The following is a 15684-nucleotide window of genomic DNA, read 5'->3' as shown; positions in this document are numbered from 1 at the left end:
GACTGCTTCAGTAGTCCTGTCGTGCGATCTCAGAAATCAGAACACCTTTCACGATATCAGCACCCAGCGTCTTTTGCCCGACTTCAAGCAGGCTGCGACGCAGAATGTCCAGATTATTATTGTCGGTGAAAGAACCCGAGAAACCACCAATATTAGCAAAATCGAACAGAACCCGCAGGAAAGCATCTCTGATTTTTGGCTCTGTATCATATATCTGCTGACTGTTGCCGTCCGGGACTTCAATATTCAGCGACAAAACGACCATCGATGCAATTCTGTTGTCGGAAACGATGGGTACGACAAACTGGTTGGAAAGTTCTACGTATTGCATCGCAGCGCTCTCGTCGCTTTCCTCAGCTGGGCTGGCCTCTTCCTTTTCCGCAGCCTCTGATTCAGCAGTTTCGGGTGTTACCGTGTTTTCCGCAGGTGGTTCGGGCTCTGGCATCAGATAGAGGCCCGCGCCGACCCCGGCTCCGGAACCGACAAGCAGCATAACGAGAGGGACAACGATTTTCATCTCAGGTCACCTCAGAACGGGAGAATGGCGTCAAGAACCTGCTGGCCCATACGCGGTTGCTGTACGTCCGAAATCTGACCACGGCCGCCATACGAGACCCGGGCAGTCGCAATCTTGTCGTACGTGATTTCATTCTGTCGCGAGATATCTTCCGGGCGCACATAGCCGGTGACGAGAAGTTCGCGCATCTCAAAGTTCACGCGCAGTTCCTGGCTGCCCGCAATTGACAGCACGCCGTTGGGAAGAACATCAACGATCGTCGCGGCGACGCGCAAGGTCAGTTTTTCATTTCTCTTGACGGACCCGTCACCAGAAGACCGGCTGGATGAATTGATTGAAACCGCATCTGCTGTCGATGCACCATCGGGCAGGCGCTCATCAATTCTCTGAGGCAGCCCAAATAGACTGGGAACACCAAGGCTCTCCGAACCGGAACGGGACCGGTCCGTTGCATTGGAAATCTCAGCCTCTTCGTCAATTTCGATGACAACCGTCAGAATATCGCCGCGCTGAATGGCCCGCCGGTCGCCAAGAAGAGATTGCCTTGCTCCGGACCAGAGTGATGCGGCTTCTGTGGGTGAAGATGCATCCGCAGTGATCGGCAAACCAGGAGACAGCATCGCATTGTGCTCAGTTGTCGCCATCGCCGGACTGAAAGACGGTGCCTTGCCAAGGTGGTCAAGCCGGGCACAACCGGTCAGGGCAACAGCGGCGGCTGCAAACGGAATGAGATGTCTGTACATTGTTAACTCCGTACTATTTCACAAGGACAGAACCATCGTCCTGGACCTGACCAAAAAGGGTTTTTCTCGATGCCAGATTCATAATCCGCACTCTGTCACCAACCGCTCCACGTTCAAGCGACCTGCCTTCTGTTTCGATGATCAGACCGGATGCTTCGAAGCGCAGAGGGACTATCTGATTGCGCGCGACCAGCGCCGGTGGACCAACATCGCTGAACCGTACCGGTCTGCCTGCATAGAGTGTCGTTTTCGCTTCCTGCCCGATGACATAATGCAAAGCGTCAAAACTGCCCGCGATGTCGTTTGCGATCATTTTGACATCTGTCTCAGTGATAATCGCGGTCGCACGGATCGTGCGTGTAGCGACCACTGCATCAGCGATGGCAGCACCAGCAGACAACACTAGAAGGACAAATGAACACAATCTGATCATCGGATCTGCGTTGTCGCCCCCATCATCTGGTCAGCGGCCGAGATGACCTTTGCGTTCATCTCATAGCCGCGCTGAGCTTCAATCAGCTCGGTTATCTCGCGAACTGCGTCAACAGAACTGTCTTCGAGAAACCCCTGTCGAACCGTACCAAGGCCATCTTCGCCCGGCGTGGATACCAGCGGCGGGCCCGAGGCTTCGGTTTCGGCAAAGAGGTTGCCGCCGAGGGCTTCAAGTCCTTTGGCATTTGTGAATCCGGTCATATTGAACTGACCAAGCAGCTGCGCGTCCGGGTTGTCGGCGAAATACGCGAACACCTCACCTGACGCATTAATGGAAATGCTTCGGGCATCATCCGGAATGACGATTTCGGGCTGTACCGCAAAACCATCAGACGTAACGATGAGGCCCTCGCCATTCCGCTTGAGGCCACCATCCCGGGTGTAGGCGGTCTGACCGGAGGGCAGCACAATTTCGAGATAGCCGGAGCCTTCGATCGCCAGATCAAGATCGCCACCAGTCGCGCTGAGTGAACCCTGCTGCAGTTGTACCGAAACCGCCGAGGGCCGAACACCCAGTCCAAGCTGAACGCCGGTCGGAAGCACGGTGCCATCCGTGGCGTTTATGGTTCCGGGTCGCATCATCTGCTGATAGTGCAGATCCGCAAACTCTGCCCGGCGTGCGTTATAGCCGGTCGTACTCATGTTGGACAGGTTGTTTGAAATTGTCTCAACCCGCATCTGCTGAGCACTCATACCTGTTGCTGCAATTTTTAAAGCACGCATGGGAATCTCCTGTAAATCGTTACTGTGACAAGGCTTTCAGCGCCTGGCGTACACGTTCGTCCTCTGCCTCGAGAAAACTCGCACCAAGCTCATAGGCGCGCTGGACTTCGATCATCCGCGTAATCTGCGAAATCGCATCGACGTTTGAGTTTTCGACAAACCGCTGAAGTACATTTGCATCCTCAGCCGGTTCGAAACCGGCGTCCGCTCGGAACATGACACCGTCTTCCCGCACCATCTGCTGTGGATCAAGCGGACGCACCACTCCGATCTGTCCGATCGGATTACCCTCTGCTGAAATCGTCCCGTCAGCGGCGACCGCGATGTCACCGGCACCAGCCGGGACGAACACCGGCGCGCCGCCCGGATCGAGGACCTGATATCCGTCGGCAGTCACCAGATCTCCGGCTGCATTGGGCGAAAAAGAACCGGCACGCGTCAGGCGTTCACCGTCAGGGGTTCCGATCAGAAAGAATCCATCTCCCTCGATAGCGAAGTCGAACGTGCCACCCGTCTGTGTCAGAGCACCCTGCTCCAGAGACGTATGACGCACGTTCCCCTGTCCCATGGACAGGCTTGAACCCCCGTCAATCGACTGGACATACTCAGAGAAAACCATACCCTCCTGGCGATATCCCGACGTCGCGGCATTTGCGATATTGTTTGCAACAATACGCATTTCACGCATCAGTCCTGACTGTCTGGTCAGCGTTGTGTAACCTGTGTTTTCCATCGTTAACCTCCAATGATCAGCGGGATGATCATGTCCTGAAAAAATGCAACAAGCGTCTGTGTCATGAAGCCCATGGAAAGCCAGAACACGAGGACAATGGCAGCAAGCTTTGGTACAAAAGTGAGTGTCATCTCCTGAATCGACGTAAGCGCCTGAACAAGACCGATTGAAACACCGGTAATCAGCGCTGCTGTCAGGATCGGAATCGAAATGATAACCGCAATCCAGAGGCCATGCCGCAGCGTATCGAAAAAGATGATCTCATCAGCCATATCAGACCGGCATCCGGAGAATTTCCTGATAGGCTTCTACGACCTTGTTCCGGACAGACACAGCGGCTTCAACAGCCAGCTCGGTCTGAGCCAGTGCCTGAACCAGAGCGTGAGGGTCCGCGTCTCCGACCATTGATGCCTTTGCAACTTCCTCGCTCTGGGCAAGCGTCTGTGCAAAGTCGATTGCTACTTTTTCGACGGTCTGCGCCATACCCGGCTCTTCGGGTTTCGGCTCTGTCGCTGGTCGTGCCTGAGTATAACTCTGGATTGCGGAAGCGGCCCGCGAATCGGTAAACTTCTGAATTGCTGATACAGCTTTCATATCCATTCTGGATCTCCTTTTGTCTGCGCATTTTCTGACGCAAAAAAACCGGGTATTATTTACGCAGCAGTTCCATCAGGCCGCTGGACATTTTTCTTGTCTGTTCAAATACTTTGAGGTTGGCTTCGTAGCTTCGCTGGGCCTCACGGGCATCGCCAAGCTCAATCAGCAGATCAACATTGGACCCATCAAAATAGCCGCTCTCATCTGCCATCGGATGTGAGGGATCGAAAACCCTCTCAAGACTTGTGCGATCAAGCCGGACACGGCTTGTTTCGACCTCCGAGACGTTGCTGTCAGCGTTGAATGCAGTCTCAAACGAAACAAGTTTCCGCCGGTATCCCGGCGTATCCGCATTCGAGATATTTTCAGCAAGATGACGCAGCCTTGTGGCCTGTGCTCTGAGGCCACTGGTTGTCACGTCCAGTGCTTTTGCAAAATCATTCATACTCGACTCCTGTCTTACGAGCGGCTCAGTGTGGCGCGCAGAATGGTCATTGAAGATTTGTAGATTGCGATTGCTCTGTCGTGCTGGCGTTTGGCATCCAGCGATTTGAGCATTTCACTTTCCAGGGAAACGGTATTGCCGTTTGGCGCTTCGGGATTGGAGCGATCAATGATCGGATCAGGCATCTGCCCGGCAACCGCACCGTGCATATGCTGTCCACGCGTGGCGCGCTGTGACAATCCACCGATGACGCTGTCGTCGTTTCTGAAGCTCTCAGCAAACGGTATCACGTCCCGGGCCTTGTAATCCGGTGTATCAGCATTGGCGACATTCTGAGCAGCCACGGCCTGTTTCTGGCCGGCATGAACTGCCATCGCATGTGACATCCTGAAGATATCAAGTTTTTCAAACATCGGGGCTTCTCCCTCGTGCGGTTTCATCAAGGCTTAACTGTGATTCCTTTAGAAAGAGTTTGCGGAACCAAAAGGATCGTCATGTCACAGCATATTCCTTTCGAAGATCTCACCGCCCAGATCATGGAACTGAACCCCGTGCGGGCGATCGGACGGGTTACCCGCGTCGAGGGCGGCTTGATTCACATAACAGGGCTTGCGGGCAAGGCGCGTATCGGCGACCTGGCAGTGGTGTACCGGCTGGGTGAACCGCTTTCCGGGGAAATCCTGCAGCTCGACGGGAACGAGCTGGTGCTGCTGCCAGATCAGAGCCCGGATGGTGTGGCGCTGAACGATCGGGCTGCCCTTTTACAGGCACGCGGTATTGCGCCGTCCGATTCGTGGGTGGGCCGGATCATCGATCCCTTTGGCAATCCTCTGGACGGCAAACCACTTTTGCGCGGGTCGCTTTCAAGAGGCCTGAGGAACCCGCCGCCGGATGCGGCCCAACGCCGGGCTATGGGCGAAAGAATGAACACCGGGCTGACGGTGCTGAATACATTGCTTCCGGTCGTGCAGGGACAGCGCATAGGGCTGTTTGCGGGTTCAGGAGTTGGCAAGTCCAGTTTGCTGGGTCATCTCGCACAGAATATGACGGCGGATATTGTTGTGATTGCCCTGATCGGCGAACGCGGCAGAGAACTGCGTCATTTCATCGAAGAAGTGCTGGGTGAGGAAGGACTCAGGCGTGCTGTCGTTGTGTGTGCGACATCTGACCAGTCACCACTGATCAGACGGCGCTGCGCATGGGCCGCCATGTCAGTCGCGGAACACTTCCGCGATCGTGGATCTTCTGTGCTTTTGCTGGCTGATTCCATAACAAGATTTGCGGAAGCACATCGTGAAGTTGCGGTTGCCTCGGGCGAAGCGCCGGTTCTCCGGGGTTTTCCGCCATCAACTGCACATCTCATCATGTCACTTTGTGAACGGGCCGGGCCTGGCGCTCGGATGCAGGGTGACATTACCGGCGTATTCAGTGTGCTGGTTGCCGGTTCCGATATGGACGAACCCGTTGCTGACATCCTGCGGGGAGTCCTCGACGGGCATGTGGTATTGGACAGGAACATCGCAGAGCGTGGTCGGTACCCGGCAGTTGACGTGTTGCGGTCTGTATCAAGAAGTCTGCCGGCAGCTGCGAGCGATACCGAGAACGCACTGCTCGCTCAGGCCAGAAGACTGCTTTCGGTCTATGACGAGAATGCAATGATGATAAGGGCCGGCCTCTACTCAACAGGCAGCGATCCGGAAGTAGATGCAGCTATTCAGATCTGGTCCGAGCTCGATACATTCCTGTCAAAAACTGAAAAGCAGTCAATCGCGAACAGTTTCACCCAACTTGAACTGGTTCTGAGACGAAGCCGGGCTCAGGTGCCTCCCCGAAATACAGGAAGACCGCATTCAGCCGCCTGATCAGTTCGCGTCACGACTGAAGCAATGCCAGCGCAATTGAGGCTGAAGATGTGTTGGTCGAAAACGCGTCCAGTTGTGCACGTACAATGTACTTCTGAATAACATCGTCGATCATTTCCGGTTCGGAAAATGTGCTGACATCGTCACTTCCAAAAACCTGTCTTGAACGTTCTTTGAAAACCAGCAGTTGCTGATCCACATCGACCTGACCAAATTCTGAAGGCAGGTTCAGCGCTTTTTCGAACAGGGCCCGCAGCGGTGGCTCACCCATGATGGTAAACCACTTGGCATCGTTGGAGATATCGCTTGCGTCGAATTCCTCAAGCTGAAAGCGGCCATTTGTAACAGCCACATCTCCGTCGAAATCGATACCCTCAGGGACTTCGAATTTTGTTTCAATATAAAGGTCCGTCAAAACAGTCGCGAACCCAAAATCACCGACGCGCAGATCTTCTGCAATTCCAAATCCAAACGCCCTTGAGAAGTTCCGGTATTCCGGATTCTCAAGCGTACTACCTAATGCAACGTCTGAAATACTGCCTTCGGCAAGAACCTGTCTGATTTTCTCGAGCTCAGGGCTGACAGGCACTTCTGCAGTTGGTTCAAAATTGACAATCGCCTCGTAGTCTTCGTCGAGACCAAATGCACCAAGTGCTACCTTCAGAAGCCTGGTATCACCAACAAGGTCATCTATTGTTTCGACACTGCCAATAAAACGTTCAAAATACTCAGTATCTGCACTCAGTGAGTTTGCAAGTTCCTCGACAGCCTCGGCAACCTCCTCGGATGCCAGCCGTTCAGCTGACTTGACCGGAGGCCCCGCCAGTTCGCCCAGTTTTCTCTGGGCGTACAGGGCGACACGCATCGTGTCATCCTGTTGTCCGGTGGCCACTTCAAAGCTGTTGGCAATGTACAGCGACGTAATGCGGTTTGTCAGGTCCGACGTTCCGATCTGGCTAGTTTCCCCGGGCCCCAATCCGAAAGCCGCAACAAAATCGGAATATCTTGTGTCAGAAAATCGGTTTGCGAGCGCATCATCACTCGTCGAGCCCTCTTCGAGCATTTTCCTGATAAAAAACCGGTTGTCTATGTCGTCCTGAAGACCAAATGCGCCCAGCGCAACTTCCAGAAGGCGTCGGTCGGAGACGAGATCTTCTGCCGTTCTGACATTGGCAATGTTTTCCTCAAAATAGCTGACAGTTCGCGACTGTTCAGCGGATTCAGAGAAGGTCTTGATCTGGGTATCATAGGTGCGCTGAAGGAAAGACCAGCCACCCAGACCAGAAGACGGGATAATCGGGGCAAACATCAGTTCGGTCGCGCTGCCAGCAATCGATCTTCCCGTGGCAGAAGGGCCCGCAACGCTTTAAGCGCACGATAGTGTTCCTTCTGCACAAGGCCTTTCGTCGCTTCGGCGAGCACGTTCCTGCTGTCAGGGTCCGTAAAAACCTGGCTCAGTTCTTCAATCTGGCGCAGCAAGGGCAGGTGGGCGTCTTCCGGTGATTTATCACCTGACAAAACCAGCTGCATGGCGAAACATACCCGCCTGACTGGTGTTTTCGCATCTTCGGGGTGAATCGCGTCCCGGAGACGCAGAATATTTGCATCAGGCGTCATAATCGACAACCGGCTGCGGCGATCCCCGTTCTCTATAACGACCCCGTTTATCAGGACGCGCTCTTTAGGGCTGAGTTTCAAAACCAAACCACTCATTTTATACAGGCTCCTGTTTCAGACCTTTGAGAATTGCCGCATTAATTTCCAACAACGGGACCGCGCTTTCTTTTTTCTGCAGTACCTTGGATGTGTGCTGCCGCGTGAAATCTGCGAGGTAAACGATGCGCGCCCGCAATTCATCGGGCAAAAGGTTATCCGGATTGGCCGCATCGATACCCAATGCCGTCCAAAGCTTGTTATTTTCGTAAAGGGCTTCGGCCATCGCCGGAAAATCACCGGCTTTGACTGCTGCCCTGAGACGGTGAGAAATACGGGCAATCACTTCATACTCAGTACTCCTCGGTGTTCTGGTCGGGGAGTTGACGGGCGAGTAGGCGCGTTGAGCCTGAGCATATGCGTTCACGTTGAAACCCTACAGCAGTTGAATTGAACTAATCTGATCAGGGGCGCCAAGATGAGCGCCCCTGAAAGGAGTCTGTTACCGGAAGAGCGACAGGATTGTCTGTGGCGCCTGATTGGCGATCGACAGAGCCTGCACACCAAGCTGCTGCTGTGTCTGCAGAGCCTGCAGTTTCGCGGAAGCAGCTTCCATATCGGCGTCAACAAGAGCACCAATACCAGACGTCAGCAGGTCGCTCAGCTTACCCACAAAGTCAGCCTGCGTTTCGATGCGGCTGCCTGCAGAACCAAGCGATGCAGCTGTATCGATCGATGTCTGAATCAGACCCTCGATCGCATCCAGCGCGGAAGCAGAACCTTCCTCTGTGCTCACATCAAGAGCAGAGAGCATCGACAGCGAACCAGCGCGTGTGTTGGTCACATCGTTGCCGGAGCCGTCAGTTGCATCCGCAACGTTAATTGTTACAGCAAGCGTGTTGGTAGCGTCTGTACCACCGGTCCAAACCAGGTTACCGCCGCTGGCTTCCACCGACAGTTCTTCAGTGGAAAGGCCATTCTCGACACGGAAAACGTCAAAAGCAGCTTTCAGACCAGCAGCAACGTCTGCTGCAGTGTCACCTTCCTGAGCAACATAAGCGATGTCGGCATTGGCGACGTTACCAGCTGTTTCCCAGTCAGTACCGGCAAAGGTGCCTGCACCGGCAATCTGGATAATGAACGCTGAACCTTCAGCTGTGCCGCTGGCAAAGCTTGTGCCGTCAATATCAACCGCCTGCGTCGAGGTAGTTGTTGCAGTCAGTGTATCAGTTGCGGCACCACCGGTTGTATCGCTGCCTGCGGTAAAGTCTGCTGCAGCATCTACAGTGGCTTTGTCAGTGCCAAGATTAGCCCGTGTTACACTGATTTCACCGGACGTAACGGTACCGTCACCGGCGCGGTCAAGCGAAGACAGGATGTTGGAGGTCTGGTCTTCTGTAGCGATGCCATCGTCGTTCAGGAGGTTCAGACCGTTGAACTGGGCGGCACCAACAATCGAGCCGATCTGTTCTGTCAGGGCTTCGATGTCTGTCTGGATCTTGGCACGGTCAACGTTCTCTTCCTGAGAGTTGACAATCTTGCCTTTGATTTCGGTCAGCAGGTCAGTGATGCTTTCCGACGCATTCAGCGCCACACCAACCGTTGCCTGACCCAGAGCCAGGGAGTCAGAAATTGCCTCAAAGCCTTTAACGTCCGAGGACATGACCTTGGAAATCGCCCAGACCGCGGCGTTGTCCTTTGCGCTCTCAACAGTTTTACCTGTCGAAATCTCGCTCTGCACTTTGCCGAGGTTCATGTTGATGGATTTCAGGGTCTGCAGCGCAACCATTGCGCTGTTATTGGTAAGAATACTGGACATCAGTAATGTTCCTTTGATCATTCACGCTTTGCGTGGCTTGTGGCCGGTTGGAAAACCAACCGGTTTGAAACAGTCTTTCTGACCAATGCACCCGCCAGTTTCCGGAGGTGCGCCACCCGCGATCGGATGCAGGGCGAAGATGCCCTCTCAAAGGCTAAGGAAGTCCTAAATCACTCTGTCGCAATACCTCTGTTTTTATACAAATACAGTTTCACGCGCGCTTCTCCACCACGGATTCTGAATTCATATCAATAGTTTGTCTCTTGCCACTTTCATCATAGGTGTCGAGTGAATTCCGCACCTGACGAAGAGCAGCCAGCCTCTGTGCAACAGACCGGATACCCTGCAACGCGTGATCCAGCAGGACCTGGTTGCGCTTTACTTTCGTGTTCAGATTTTCCAGCTGGGCGACCTCGGCCGCCTCGAGCACAGACAGCTGTTCAATCAGCACTTCTTTTCTCTCCAGCAGGCGACCGACCTTTTCCAGATCACCTTCCAGCAGCGCTTTTTTTTCAGCGTCAAGCAGGTCATCCAGCTCGCTGATAACGGCCGTAAATTCATTGTCTGTCATTATGGTTCTCCTTCAGAGACTGAAAAATTGATTCGCTGAGACCGATGCCTCCGGCACGGACCATCTGCATGGCCTGTTCCTGCAACAGAAAAGAGGAGAACTGGTCTTCCCCCGACCCCCCACCAAAGTGGTCGCTTGTTTTGCCAAGCCCCGCAGATTTAAGCATTTCAGCCAGAAATCCTGCTTCGAGTTTCTCCGCCGCCTCGCGCAGCGCGCGGTCCTGTTGTGTCGGAAGGGGGCCTGGTTGTCCGACCGGTTGAATGAGTGACATCAGGGTATCTCCAATTGCATCTATTTTTCACGATCATCCATGCAACCGGTAAAGATGCGGTAACCAACGTGCGTCATAAGCGGCTCAGGTAACGGAAGAACTCCGGGAGATCGCCATGTTGGACATTCCATTTCTGAAAGCCCCGTCGGGCCCCACCCGTTCGGACGAACCTGCGAAGGTTCAGGCCCGGTCTGACGACCGGAAAGACAGCTCTGACGATTTTGACACCTTTATGGCAGAGGAGACTGATCACGCTGACGCGACCGCTGCCGGATCAGAACCGGAACAAAGCGCAGAAGATCCGGACAACAGACCCCAACCAGATGATACAGGTGACAGTCCAACCGATCCGGCTGCCCCGGAGGGCACAACTGCTTCGGCTGCAGATACGCCTGAGGCAGACGTTTTTACGCTGAATTCTGAGAACTCAGAAGAACTGCCAGATACGCCCGGTCAGATAAAAGACCCGGCAGGTCAGCCGGCGTCTGAGCTCGCGTTTCTTCAGCAGGCCATGGCCACAGCCGGCAATGTACAGGGTGCCCAAAAGGCGGAAACTGTAGCAAGGAGTGAAGTCGAGACACCTTTGAACAAAGCCCCGGCAGCCGGACAACAACCGGTGAAGACTCCGGTTGATAATTCCCAGGCGCCGGTACTTGTGTCAGGGAACGAATCCGGCGCAACAAAAGCAGAATTACGATCTGAAGACAGAAATACGCAAAGTCAGCCGGTTGTTCGCGAAACCAGCACAGAAAAATTGAACCCAACAATCACTCGTTTCACAGGCGAGCAGTCCGTTGAATTTCAGAAGACCGCTCTTCAGGGCGAACCGGCCGCGGTTGACCGAAGAAGACAAGTGCGTACATCAGATGAAGATCTGCGCCTGACACAGGAGGCACCGCGAACATCGCAGAACGTCCCGCGGACCGGAACGCCGGTTTTGCCGCTGACGGCAGCTCCATTGTCTCAGGCGAATGAGCTTAGCGTGTCCGCTCTGTCAAAAGGAGAGGCCTTTGACCTTCAGCCCGTTGCAGGCAGCGCCTCTGAAGCGGCAACGCAGTGGGACCCGAGATCAGGTGGGACATCCTCGCTGAGCCAGATTCTGGCCCGCGCGGAAACACCCACCATGGTGGCGCGCCAGATGGCCGAAGTGCTTCAGAAAATGCCGGACAAGCCGGTGGAGCTCCTGCTGAGTCCACGTGAACTCGGGAAAGTACGGATGAGCATCGCGGCAAGCGAAAACGCGATTACAGTCACTGTGCTGGCCGAGCGGCCTGAGACGCTGGATCTGATGAAACGTCACATCGATCAGCTCGCCCGCGAATTTGAAGCGCTCGGATATGAAAGCATCAATTTCGCCTTCTCGGAAGGTCAGCAACAGGCCGACAGAGAAGACGATGACCAGAATGGCCAGCAGGCTGCTGTCTTTCTGGCACCCGACCCATCAGAGAATTCAACCGGAGGATCCACGGTTCCGGAGGCCGTCAGGCTGACTGCTGAAACCGGTGTGGACATCAGACTTTGAGGCAGATGAAATGGAAGTAAACACGATCACAACTGCACAGAACCAGTCGGCCACTGCGGACACCAGTTCACAGGCAGCATCTGTCATCTCGTCAGACTTTGAGACATTTCTGCAGATGCTGACCGCGCAGGCACGATATCAGGACCCGCTTGAACCGATAGATTCATCGGAATACGCAGCTCAGCTGGCGCAGTTCTCCATGGTTGAGCAACAGGTGCTGTCAAACGACCTGCTGACAGAGCTCAGTAATCGCCTTGGCGCCGGCAATATTGCGGAAATGGCAGGCTGGATCGGAATGGAGGCGCGTACTACCGCACCTGTCCGCTATGATGGCTCGCCCATTACTGTTGTACCTGCACCCGAAACCGGCGCAGAAGAGGTCGTCCTGGTGGTCTATGACGAAACAGGCGAGGAAGTTCAGCGGCAGCAGATTGCAACCGGAACCGACCCGATTGAATGGGACGGCACCGCGCCCGGTGGTTCAGAACTTGCCCCGGGAGTTTACAGTTTTGCCGTGGAAAGCCGGTCACTCGGCGAAGTGACGGCAACCACTGCGGCCGAAAGCTATGCGCGGATCACTGAAGCCAGACGCCAGGGAAGTGAAACTCTTCTTATTCTGAACAGCGGCGCTGCCGTTTCCACATCCCAGATTGCCGCCCTGCGGGATTCCGCGGTTCCGGTAACGGAAAGCCCGGTCTGATCAGAAATCCAGGAGCTTGAGGCCCGCGTAGAGTGGCAACATAAGTAATCTTCTCGCTGCTCCAAGCGGGAAGGCCCTCAGAGGCTGTACTATGGCTTCAGGGCAAATATCCGGCGTTTTCCCCGAGATCATGTCAGCAAGCAACGCGCCGCTGAATGTACCCATCGCAACCCCGTTCCCATGATAGCAAAGACCGGCCCAGATCCCCGGCTGCCCGGGCACCTGCCCGACAAACGGCATCCGTGACCGGGACAGGCAAACCAGCCCCGACCAGCTGGACGGGCTGTCAACATGGACCCAGGCGGGGAACATCCGGTCAAAATCTCTGCGCACCATAACCCGCGCTTTTTTTTCTGCAGAAATGCCTGAAAAGATGCCGCCACGCATGCCAAACAGAAACCGGTTGTCCGGCATAAGTCGGAAATAATGAAGCAGGTTGCGCGTGTCATAACTCATCTGACGTGTTGTCCAGCCCTGGGCTTGCAGTTCGTCCTGAGTTAGTGGTCGCGTCACCAGGACATTGGATTGCGTTGGCAGGTACCGGCCGGACAGCCAGTCCGGCAGATTTTCAGAAGAATAGCCGTTCGTAGCTACGATGATCTGATCCGCTCTGACATCGCTGCCTTTCACGCACAGGCTGAACTGCGATCCGGCCCGGGAAACGCTGGATACCGGGCTGTGGTGATATATCCGGGCACCCTCGTCCTCTGCGGCCTGCGCCAGACCATCAAGGAATTTCCTGGGATTGAGGCCGAAACCAACCGGCACGGTCAGTGCACCATGAAACCCGGCTGACATCCCCTGTGCAGACAGCTCGCCCGCGCCATATAACTGCGGATCGACGCCATAGTTTTCCCGAACAGTTCCGGCATAGTCGCGCAACCCTTCCATATCGCGCGACCGATGCGCCAGCGCAGTCTCGCCATCTGAGTGCCTATCAACGTCCAGCCTTTTGGCGGAGATAATCTCTTCGACCAGCGCAACGGCCTGTTTCTCCGCCTGACGCCATTCAAGACGCGCCGGTTTGCCGTAGCGGTGATCGAGAAGTGCGTCGCTGGCTTTGGATCCGCCAAGACAACAGAAACCACCGTTTCGACCCGAAGCACCCCAACCCACATGCTCCGCTTCCAGGACAGCGACAGATGCTCCGCTCTCTGCCAGCTTCAGCGCGGCTGTGAGCCCGGTAAATCCTGCGCCGATCACAACGACATCAAACGACGCCCCTTCTGCGACAGGCGGGCGGTCAATAACAGGCGATGTTTGATCCCACCAGCATCCGCTGCGAGGACCCGGACCATAGGTATAGTCGGGGAAAATCCGCTTCATCACGCGCGGGCCGCGGCCTGCTCATCCCTCTGCTGGCGCAGACTGTTCCGTTTCGACACAAGGGAAGCGCTGATAACGCCGATGGTCACGACGGCAATCATCAGTGTGGAGAGCGCGTTGATTTCCGGAGAAACACCCAACCGGACAGCTGAAAAAATCTTGATTGGAAGTGTTGTCGCAGAAGGACCAGCCGTGAATGACGCAATCACCAGGTCATCAAGACTGAGCGTAAAGGCAAGTAACCATCCGGATATTACCGCCGGCGCAATAATCGGCAGAGTAACAAGACGGAACGCCTCGAAACCGGTACAGCCCAAATCCAGCGCGGCCTCTTCGAGCGAACGGTCAAAGGTCAGCAACCGCGATGAGACGACGACCGATACGTAGCACATCGCAAATGTCGTATGCGCGAGGACAATCGTCAGTACACCGCGGTCCAGGCCAATGCCGATAAACAGCAGCAACAAAGACAGCCCGGTGATCACCTCCGGCATGACAAGCGGCGCGTAAATCATACCAGAGAATACAGTGCGGCCCAGAAAGCGCCCACCACGCACCAGAACGTACGCAGCCATTGTCCCGAGCACGGTGGCCAGCGTAGACGACAGAACCGCGACTTTCAGCGTTACCCAGGCGGCATCAAGGAAGGCTTCATTTCCCAGAAGCTCGCCATACCATTTCGTCGAAAAACCGGCCCAGACCGTGACAAGCTTGCTCTCATTGAAGGAATAGACGACCAGAATGACCATCGGCAGATACAGAAATGCAAACCCCAGAGTCAGAGACGTCACATTGAACCAGCTCAGTCTGTTCATTGCTCTGCCTCCGCCTGTTTTTGCTGGTTTCGCTGGAACAGCACAATGGGAATGATCAGGATCAGCAGCAGGATCACGGCAACTGCGCTGGCTACGGGCCAGTCACGGTTGTTGAAGAATTCTTCCCAGAGCACTTTGCCGATCATCAGAGTACCGGATCCACCGAGCAGTGACGGGATAACGAACTCGCCCAGCGCCGGGATAAAGACCAGGAAACTGCCCGCGACGATACCGTTTCTCGACAGCGGAATTGTCACCAGCCAGAACGCCTGGAAACGCGAACAGCCAAGATCCTCGGCAGCTTCGATCAGCGACCCGTCGAGCCGGTCCAGCGCTGCAAAGATCGGCAGTATCATAAAGGGCAGATAGGTATAGACGATCCCGATATAGACCGCAGTGGTCGTGTTCAGAATCGTCAGCGGCTCTCCAATCAGGCCGGTCCACAGCAGGAACTGGTTCAGGAACCCTTCCTGACTGAGGATACCCATCCAAGCATAAACGCGGATCAGAAACGAGGTCCAGAACGGCAGGATTACCAGCATCATCAGCGTCGGCCGCCATTCCTCCGGCGCGCGCGCCATACCATAGGCCATGGGGTAGCCGACCAGCAGAGTGAGCAGTGTAGAGATGAGCGCAATCTGCAGCGAACTCAGGTAAGCTTTCCAGTACAGATCATCTGAGGCCAGGAAGGCAAAGTTTTCGAAATCGAGCGCCTGAAAAAACTGGATCAGTCCGTCAGAAAGCGTCGGCGTATATGGTGGAATAGCCAGTTCGACATCCGAAAGGGAGATCTTGAAGACGATCAGAAATGGCACCAGAAAGAGCGCCAGCAACCAGGCATATGGGACTGCGATAAGGATCAGCCGTTGCATGGCGATCCTCCTGTGACTGCTGT

The 15684-nt window shown here is 55.0% G+C and carries 21 protein-coding genes; 3 read left to right on the top strand and 18 right to left on the bottom strand.

What is annotated here, in order from left to right; translation table 11 throughout:
• Positions 1-7: 7 nt before the first annotated feature.
• Genes Q0792_RS12955 through Q0792_RS12915 form a run of 9 tightly spaced genes read right to left on the bottom strand, consistent with a single transcriptional unit; the run spans position 8 to position 4663 of the window.
• The gene (locus Q0792_RS12955; RefSeq protein WP_298841142.1) at positions 8-517 is read right to left on the bottom strand and encodes a flagellar basal body-associated FliL family protein; all 510 of its coding nucleotides are present in this window, start codon (positions 515-517) and stop codon (positions 8-10) included.
• Positions 518-528: 11 nt separating this feature from the next.
• Positions 529-1260, bottom strand: a complete 732-nt coding sequence (gene flgH / locus Q0792_RS12950; protein ID WP_298841139.1) for a flagellar basal body L-ring protein FlgH — start codon at positions 1258-1260, stop codon at positions 529-531.
• Between the two features lie 13 nt (positions 1261-1273).
• Entirely contained in the window at positions 1274-1693 is a 420-nt protein-coding gene (flgA, locus tag Q0792_RS12945) for a flagellar basal body P-ring formation chaperone FlgA (RefSeq protein WP_298841136.1), read from the bottom strand.
• Positions 1690-2475, bottom strand: a complete 786-nt coding sequence (gene flgG / locus Q0792_RS12940; RefSeq protein ID WP_298841133.1) for a flagellar basal-body rod protein FlgG — start codon at positions 2473-2475, stop codon at positions 1690-1692. The genes flgA and flgG overlap by 4 nt, the downstream gene beginning before the upstream one ends.
• A 19-nt stretch (positions 2476-2494) precedes the next feature.
• The gene (locus Q0792_RS12935) at positions 2495-3208 is read right to left on the bottom strand and encodes a flagellar hook-basal body complex protein (protein WP_298841131.1); all 714 of its coding nucleotides are present in this window, start codon (positions 3206-3208) and stop codon (positions 2495-2497) included.
• A 2-nt stretch (positions 3209-3210) separates the two neighbouring features.
• On the bottom strand, positions 3211-3480 hold the full coding sequence (locus tag Q0792_RS12930) for a flagellar biosynthetic protein FliQ (protein ID WP_298841128.1): 270 nt from the start codon (positions 3478-3480) through the stop codon (positions 3211-3213).
• A 1-nt stretch (position 3481) separates the two neighbouring features.
• Complete coding sequence (gene fliE, locus Q0792_RS12925; protein ID WP_298841125.1) at positions 3482-3808, bottom strand: flagellar hook-basal body complex protein FliE; 327 nt, start codon at positions 3806-3808, stop codon at positions 3482-3484.
• A 49-nt stretch (positions 3809-3857) separates the two neighbouring features.
• On the bottom strand, positions 3858-4250 hold the full coding sequence (gene flgC / locus Q0792_RS12920; RefSeq protein WP_298841123.1) for a flagellar basal body rod protein FlgC: 393 nt from the start codon (positions 4248-4250) through the stop codon (positions 3858-3860).
• A 14-nt stretch (positions 4251-4264) separates the two neighbouring features.
• Complete coding sequence (locus tag Q0792_RS12915; protein ID WP_298841121.1) at positions 4265-4663, bottom strand: FlgB family protein; 399 nt, start codon at positions 4661-4663, stop codon at positions 4265-4267.
• 81 nt (positions 4664-4744) lie between these two features.
• Between Q0792_RS12915 and Q0792_RS12910 the strand changes: the two genes are divergently transcribed.
• The gene (locus Q0792_RS12910; protein WP_298841119.1) at positions 4745-6112 is read left to right on the top strand and encodes a FliI/YscN family ATPase; all 1368 of its coding nucleotides are present in this window, start codon (positions 4745-4747) and stop codon (positions 6110-6112) included.
• Between the two features lie 10 nt (positions 6113-6122).
• Here Q0792_RS12910 and Q0792_RS12905 read toward each other — a convergent pair whose 3' ends face one another.
• From Q0792_RS12905 to Q0792_RS12880, 6 genes are all read right to left on the bottom strand, one after another.
• Positions 6123-7421, bottom strand: a complete 1299-nt coding sequence (locus Q0792_RS12905; RefSeq protein ID WP_298841116.1) for a DUF1217 domain-containing protein — start codon at positions 7419-7421, stop codon at positions 6123-6125.
• The gene (gene flbT / locus Q0792_RS12900; protein ID WP_298841113.1) at positions 7421-7825 is read right to left on the bottom strand and encodes a flagellar biosynthesis repressor FlbT; all 405 of its coding nucleotides are present in this window, start codon (positions 7823-7825) and stop codon (positions 7421-7423) included. Before flbT ends, Q0792_RS12905 begins: the two co-directional genes overlap by 1 nt.
• Position 7826: 1 nt before the next feature.
• Entirely contained in the window at positions 7827-8192 is a 366-nt protein-coding gene (flaF, locus tag Q0792_RS12895) for a flagellar biosynthesis regulator FlaF (RefSeq protein WP_298841110.1), read from the bottom strand.
• A gap of 75 nt (positions 8193-8267) precedes the next feature.
• Entirely contained in the window at positions 8268-9584 is a 1317-nt protein-coding gene (locus Q0792_RS12890; protein WP_298841107.1) for a flagellin, read from the bottom strand.
• A 211-nt stretch (positions 9585-9795) separates the two neighbouring features.
• Entirely contained in the window at positions 9796-10155 is a 360-nt protein-coding gene (locus Q0792_RS12885; RefSeq protein ID WP_298841104.1) for a flagellar biosynthesis protein FlgN, read from the bottom strand.
• A complete protein-coding gene (locus tag Q0792_RS12880; protein WP_298841102.1) occupies positions 10142-10426 on the bottom strand; it encodes a rod-binding protein in 285 nt (94 codons plus the stop codon). Before Q0792_RS12880 ends, Q0792_RS12885 begins: the two co-directional genes overlap by 14 nt.
• 982 nt (positions 10427-11408) lie before the next feature.
• Between Q0792_RS12880 and Q0792_RS12875 the strand changes: the two genes are divergently transcribed.
• Positions 11409-11948 (top strand): flagellar hook-length control protein FliK, encoded by a 540-nt coding sequence (locus Q0792_RS12875; protein WP_298841099.1) that lies wholly within the window; start codon positions 11409-11411, stop codon positions 11946-11948.
• A 10-nt stretch (positions 11949-11958) separates the two neighbouring features.
• Positions 11959-12648 (top strand): flagellar hook capping FlgD N-terminal domain-containing protein, encoded by a 690-nt coding sequence (locus tag Q0792_RS12870; protein ID WP_298841096.1) that lies wholly within the window; start codon positions 11959-11961, stop codon positions 12646-12648.
• Here Q0792_RS12870 and Q0792_RS12865 read toward each other — a convergent pair whose 3' ends face one another.
• From Q0792_RS12865 to Q0792_RS12855, 3 genes are read right to left on the bottom strand one after another with little or no spacing between them, the layout of a single operon-like run.
• Complete coding sequence (locus Q0792_RS12865; protein WP_298841094.1) at positions 12649-13974, bottom strand: FAD-binding oxidoreductase; 1326 nt, start codon at positions 13972-13974, stop codon at positions 12649-12651.
• Positions 13974-14789 (bottom strand): ABC transporter permease, encoded by an 816-nt coding sequence (locus Q0792_RS12860; RefSeq protein ID WP_298841091.1) that lies wholly within the window; start codon positions 14787-14789, stop codon positions 13974-13976. Before Q0792_RS12860 ends, Q0792_RS12865 begins: the two co-directional genes overlap by 1 nt.
• A complete protein-coding gene (locus tag Q0792_RS12855; protein ID WP_298841089.1) occupies positions 14786-15661 on the bottom strand; it encodes an ABC transporter permease subunit in 876 nt (291 codons plus the stop codon). Before Q0792_RS12855 ends, Q0792_RS12860 begins: the two co-directional genes overlap by 4 nt.
• Between the last annotated feature and the right edge of the window lie 23 nt (positions 15662-15684).

Origin of the sequence: uncultured Roseobacter sp. (assembly GCF_947495025.1) — a bacterium.
In the GTDB taxonomy this organism is placed as follows: domain Bacteria; phylum Pseudomonadota; class Alphaproteobacteria; order Rhodobacterales; family Rhodobacteraceae; genus Roseobacter.
The sequence above is the reverse complement of the archived record's forward strand: the minus strand, read 5'-3'. Positions and strand labels throughout refer to the sequence as shown.

Coding starts and splice junctions, on each gene's coding strand:
- Q0792_RS12955 (WP_298841142.1), bottom strand. CDS start 517: ATGAAAATCGTTGTCCCTCTCGTTATGCTGCTTGTCGGTTCCGGAGCC.
- flgH (WP_298841139.1), bottom strand. CDS start 1,260: ATGTACAGACATCTCATTCCGTTTGCAGCCGCCGCTGTTGCCCTGACC.
- flgA (WP_298841136.1), bottom strand. CDS start 1,693: ATGATCAGATTGTGTTCATTTGTCCTTCTAGTGTTGTCTGCTGGTGCT.
- flgG (WP_298841133.1), bottom strand. CDS start 2,475: ATGCGTGCTTTAAAAATTGCAGCAACAGGTATGAGTGCTCAGCAGATG.
- Q0792_RS12935 (WP_298841131.1), bottom strand. CDS start 3,208: ATGGAAAACACAGGTTACACAACGCTGACCAGACAGTCAGGACTGATG.
- Q0792_RS12930 (WP_298841128.1), bottom strand. CDS start 3,480: ATGGCTGATGAGATCATCTTTTTCGATACGCTGCGGCATGGCCTCTGG.
- fliE (WP_298841125.1), bottom strand. CDS start 3,808: ATGGATATGAAAGCTGTATCAGCAATTCAGAAGTTTACCGATTCGCGG.
- flgC (WP_298841123.1), bottom strand. CDS start 4,250: ATGAATGATTTTGCAAAAGCACTGGACGTGACAACCAGTGGCCTCAGA.
- Q0792_RS12915 (WP_298841121.1), bottom strand. CDS start 4,663: ATGTTTGAAAAACTTGATATCTTCAGGATGTCACATGCGATGGCAGTT.
- Q0792_RS12910 (WP_298841119.1), top strand. CDS start 4,745: ATGTCACAGCATATTCCTTTCGAAGATCTCACCGCCCAGATCATGGAA.
- Q0792_RS12905 (WP_298841116.1), bottom strand. CDS start 7,421: ATGTTTGCCCCGATTATCCCGTCTTCTGGTCTGGGTGGCTGGTCTTTC.
- flbT (WP_298841113.1), bottom strand. CDS start 7,825: ATGAGTGGTTTGGTTTTGAAACTCAGCCCTAAAGAGCGCGTCCTGATA.
- Q0792_RS12890 (WP_298841107.1), bottom strand. CDS start 9,584: ATGTCCAGTATTCTTACCAATAACAGCGCAATGGTTGCGCTGCAGACC.
- Q0792_RS12885 (WP_298841104.1), bottom strand. CDS start 10,155: ATGACAGACAATGAATTTACGGCCGTTATCAGCGAGCTGGATGACCTG.
- Q0792_RS12880 (WP_298841102.1), bottom strand. CDS start 10,426: ATGTCACTCATTCAACCGGTCGGACAACCAGGCCCCCTTCCGACACAA.
- Q0792_RS12870 (WP_298841096.1), top strand. CDS start 11,959: ATGGAAGTAAACACGATCACAACTGCACAGAACCAGTCGGCCACTGCG.
- Q0792_RS12865 (WP_298841094.1), bottom strand. CDS start 13,974: ATGAAGCGGATTTTCCCCGACTATACCTATGGTCCGGGTCCTCGCAGC.
- Q0792_RS12860 (WP_298841091.1), bottom strand. CDS start 14,789: ATGAACAGACTGAGCTGGTTCAATGTGACGTCTCTGACTCTGGGGTTT.
- Q0792_RS12855 (WP_298841089.1), bottom strand. CDS start 15,661: ATGCAACGGCTGATCCTTATCGCAGTCCCATATGCCTGGTTGCTGGCG.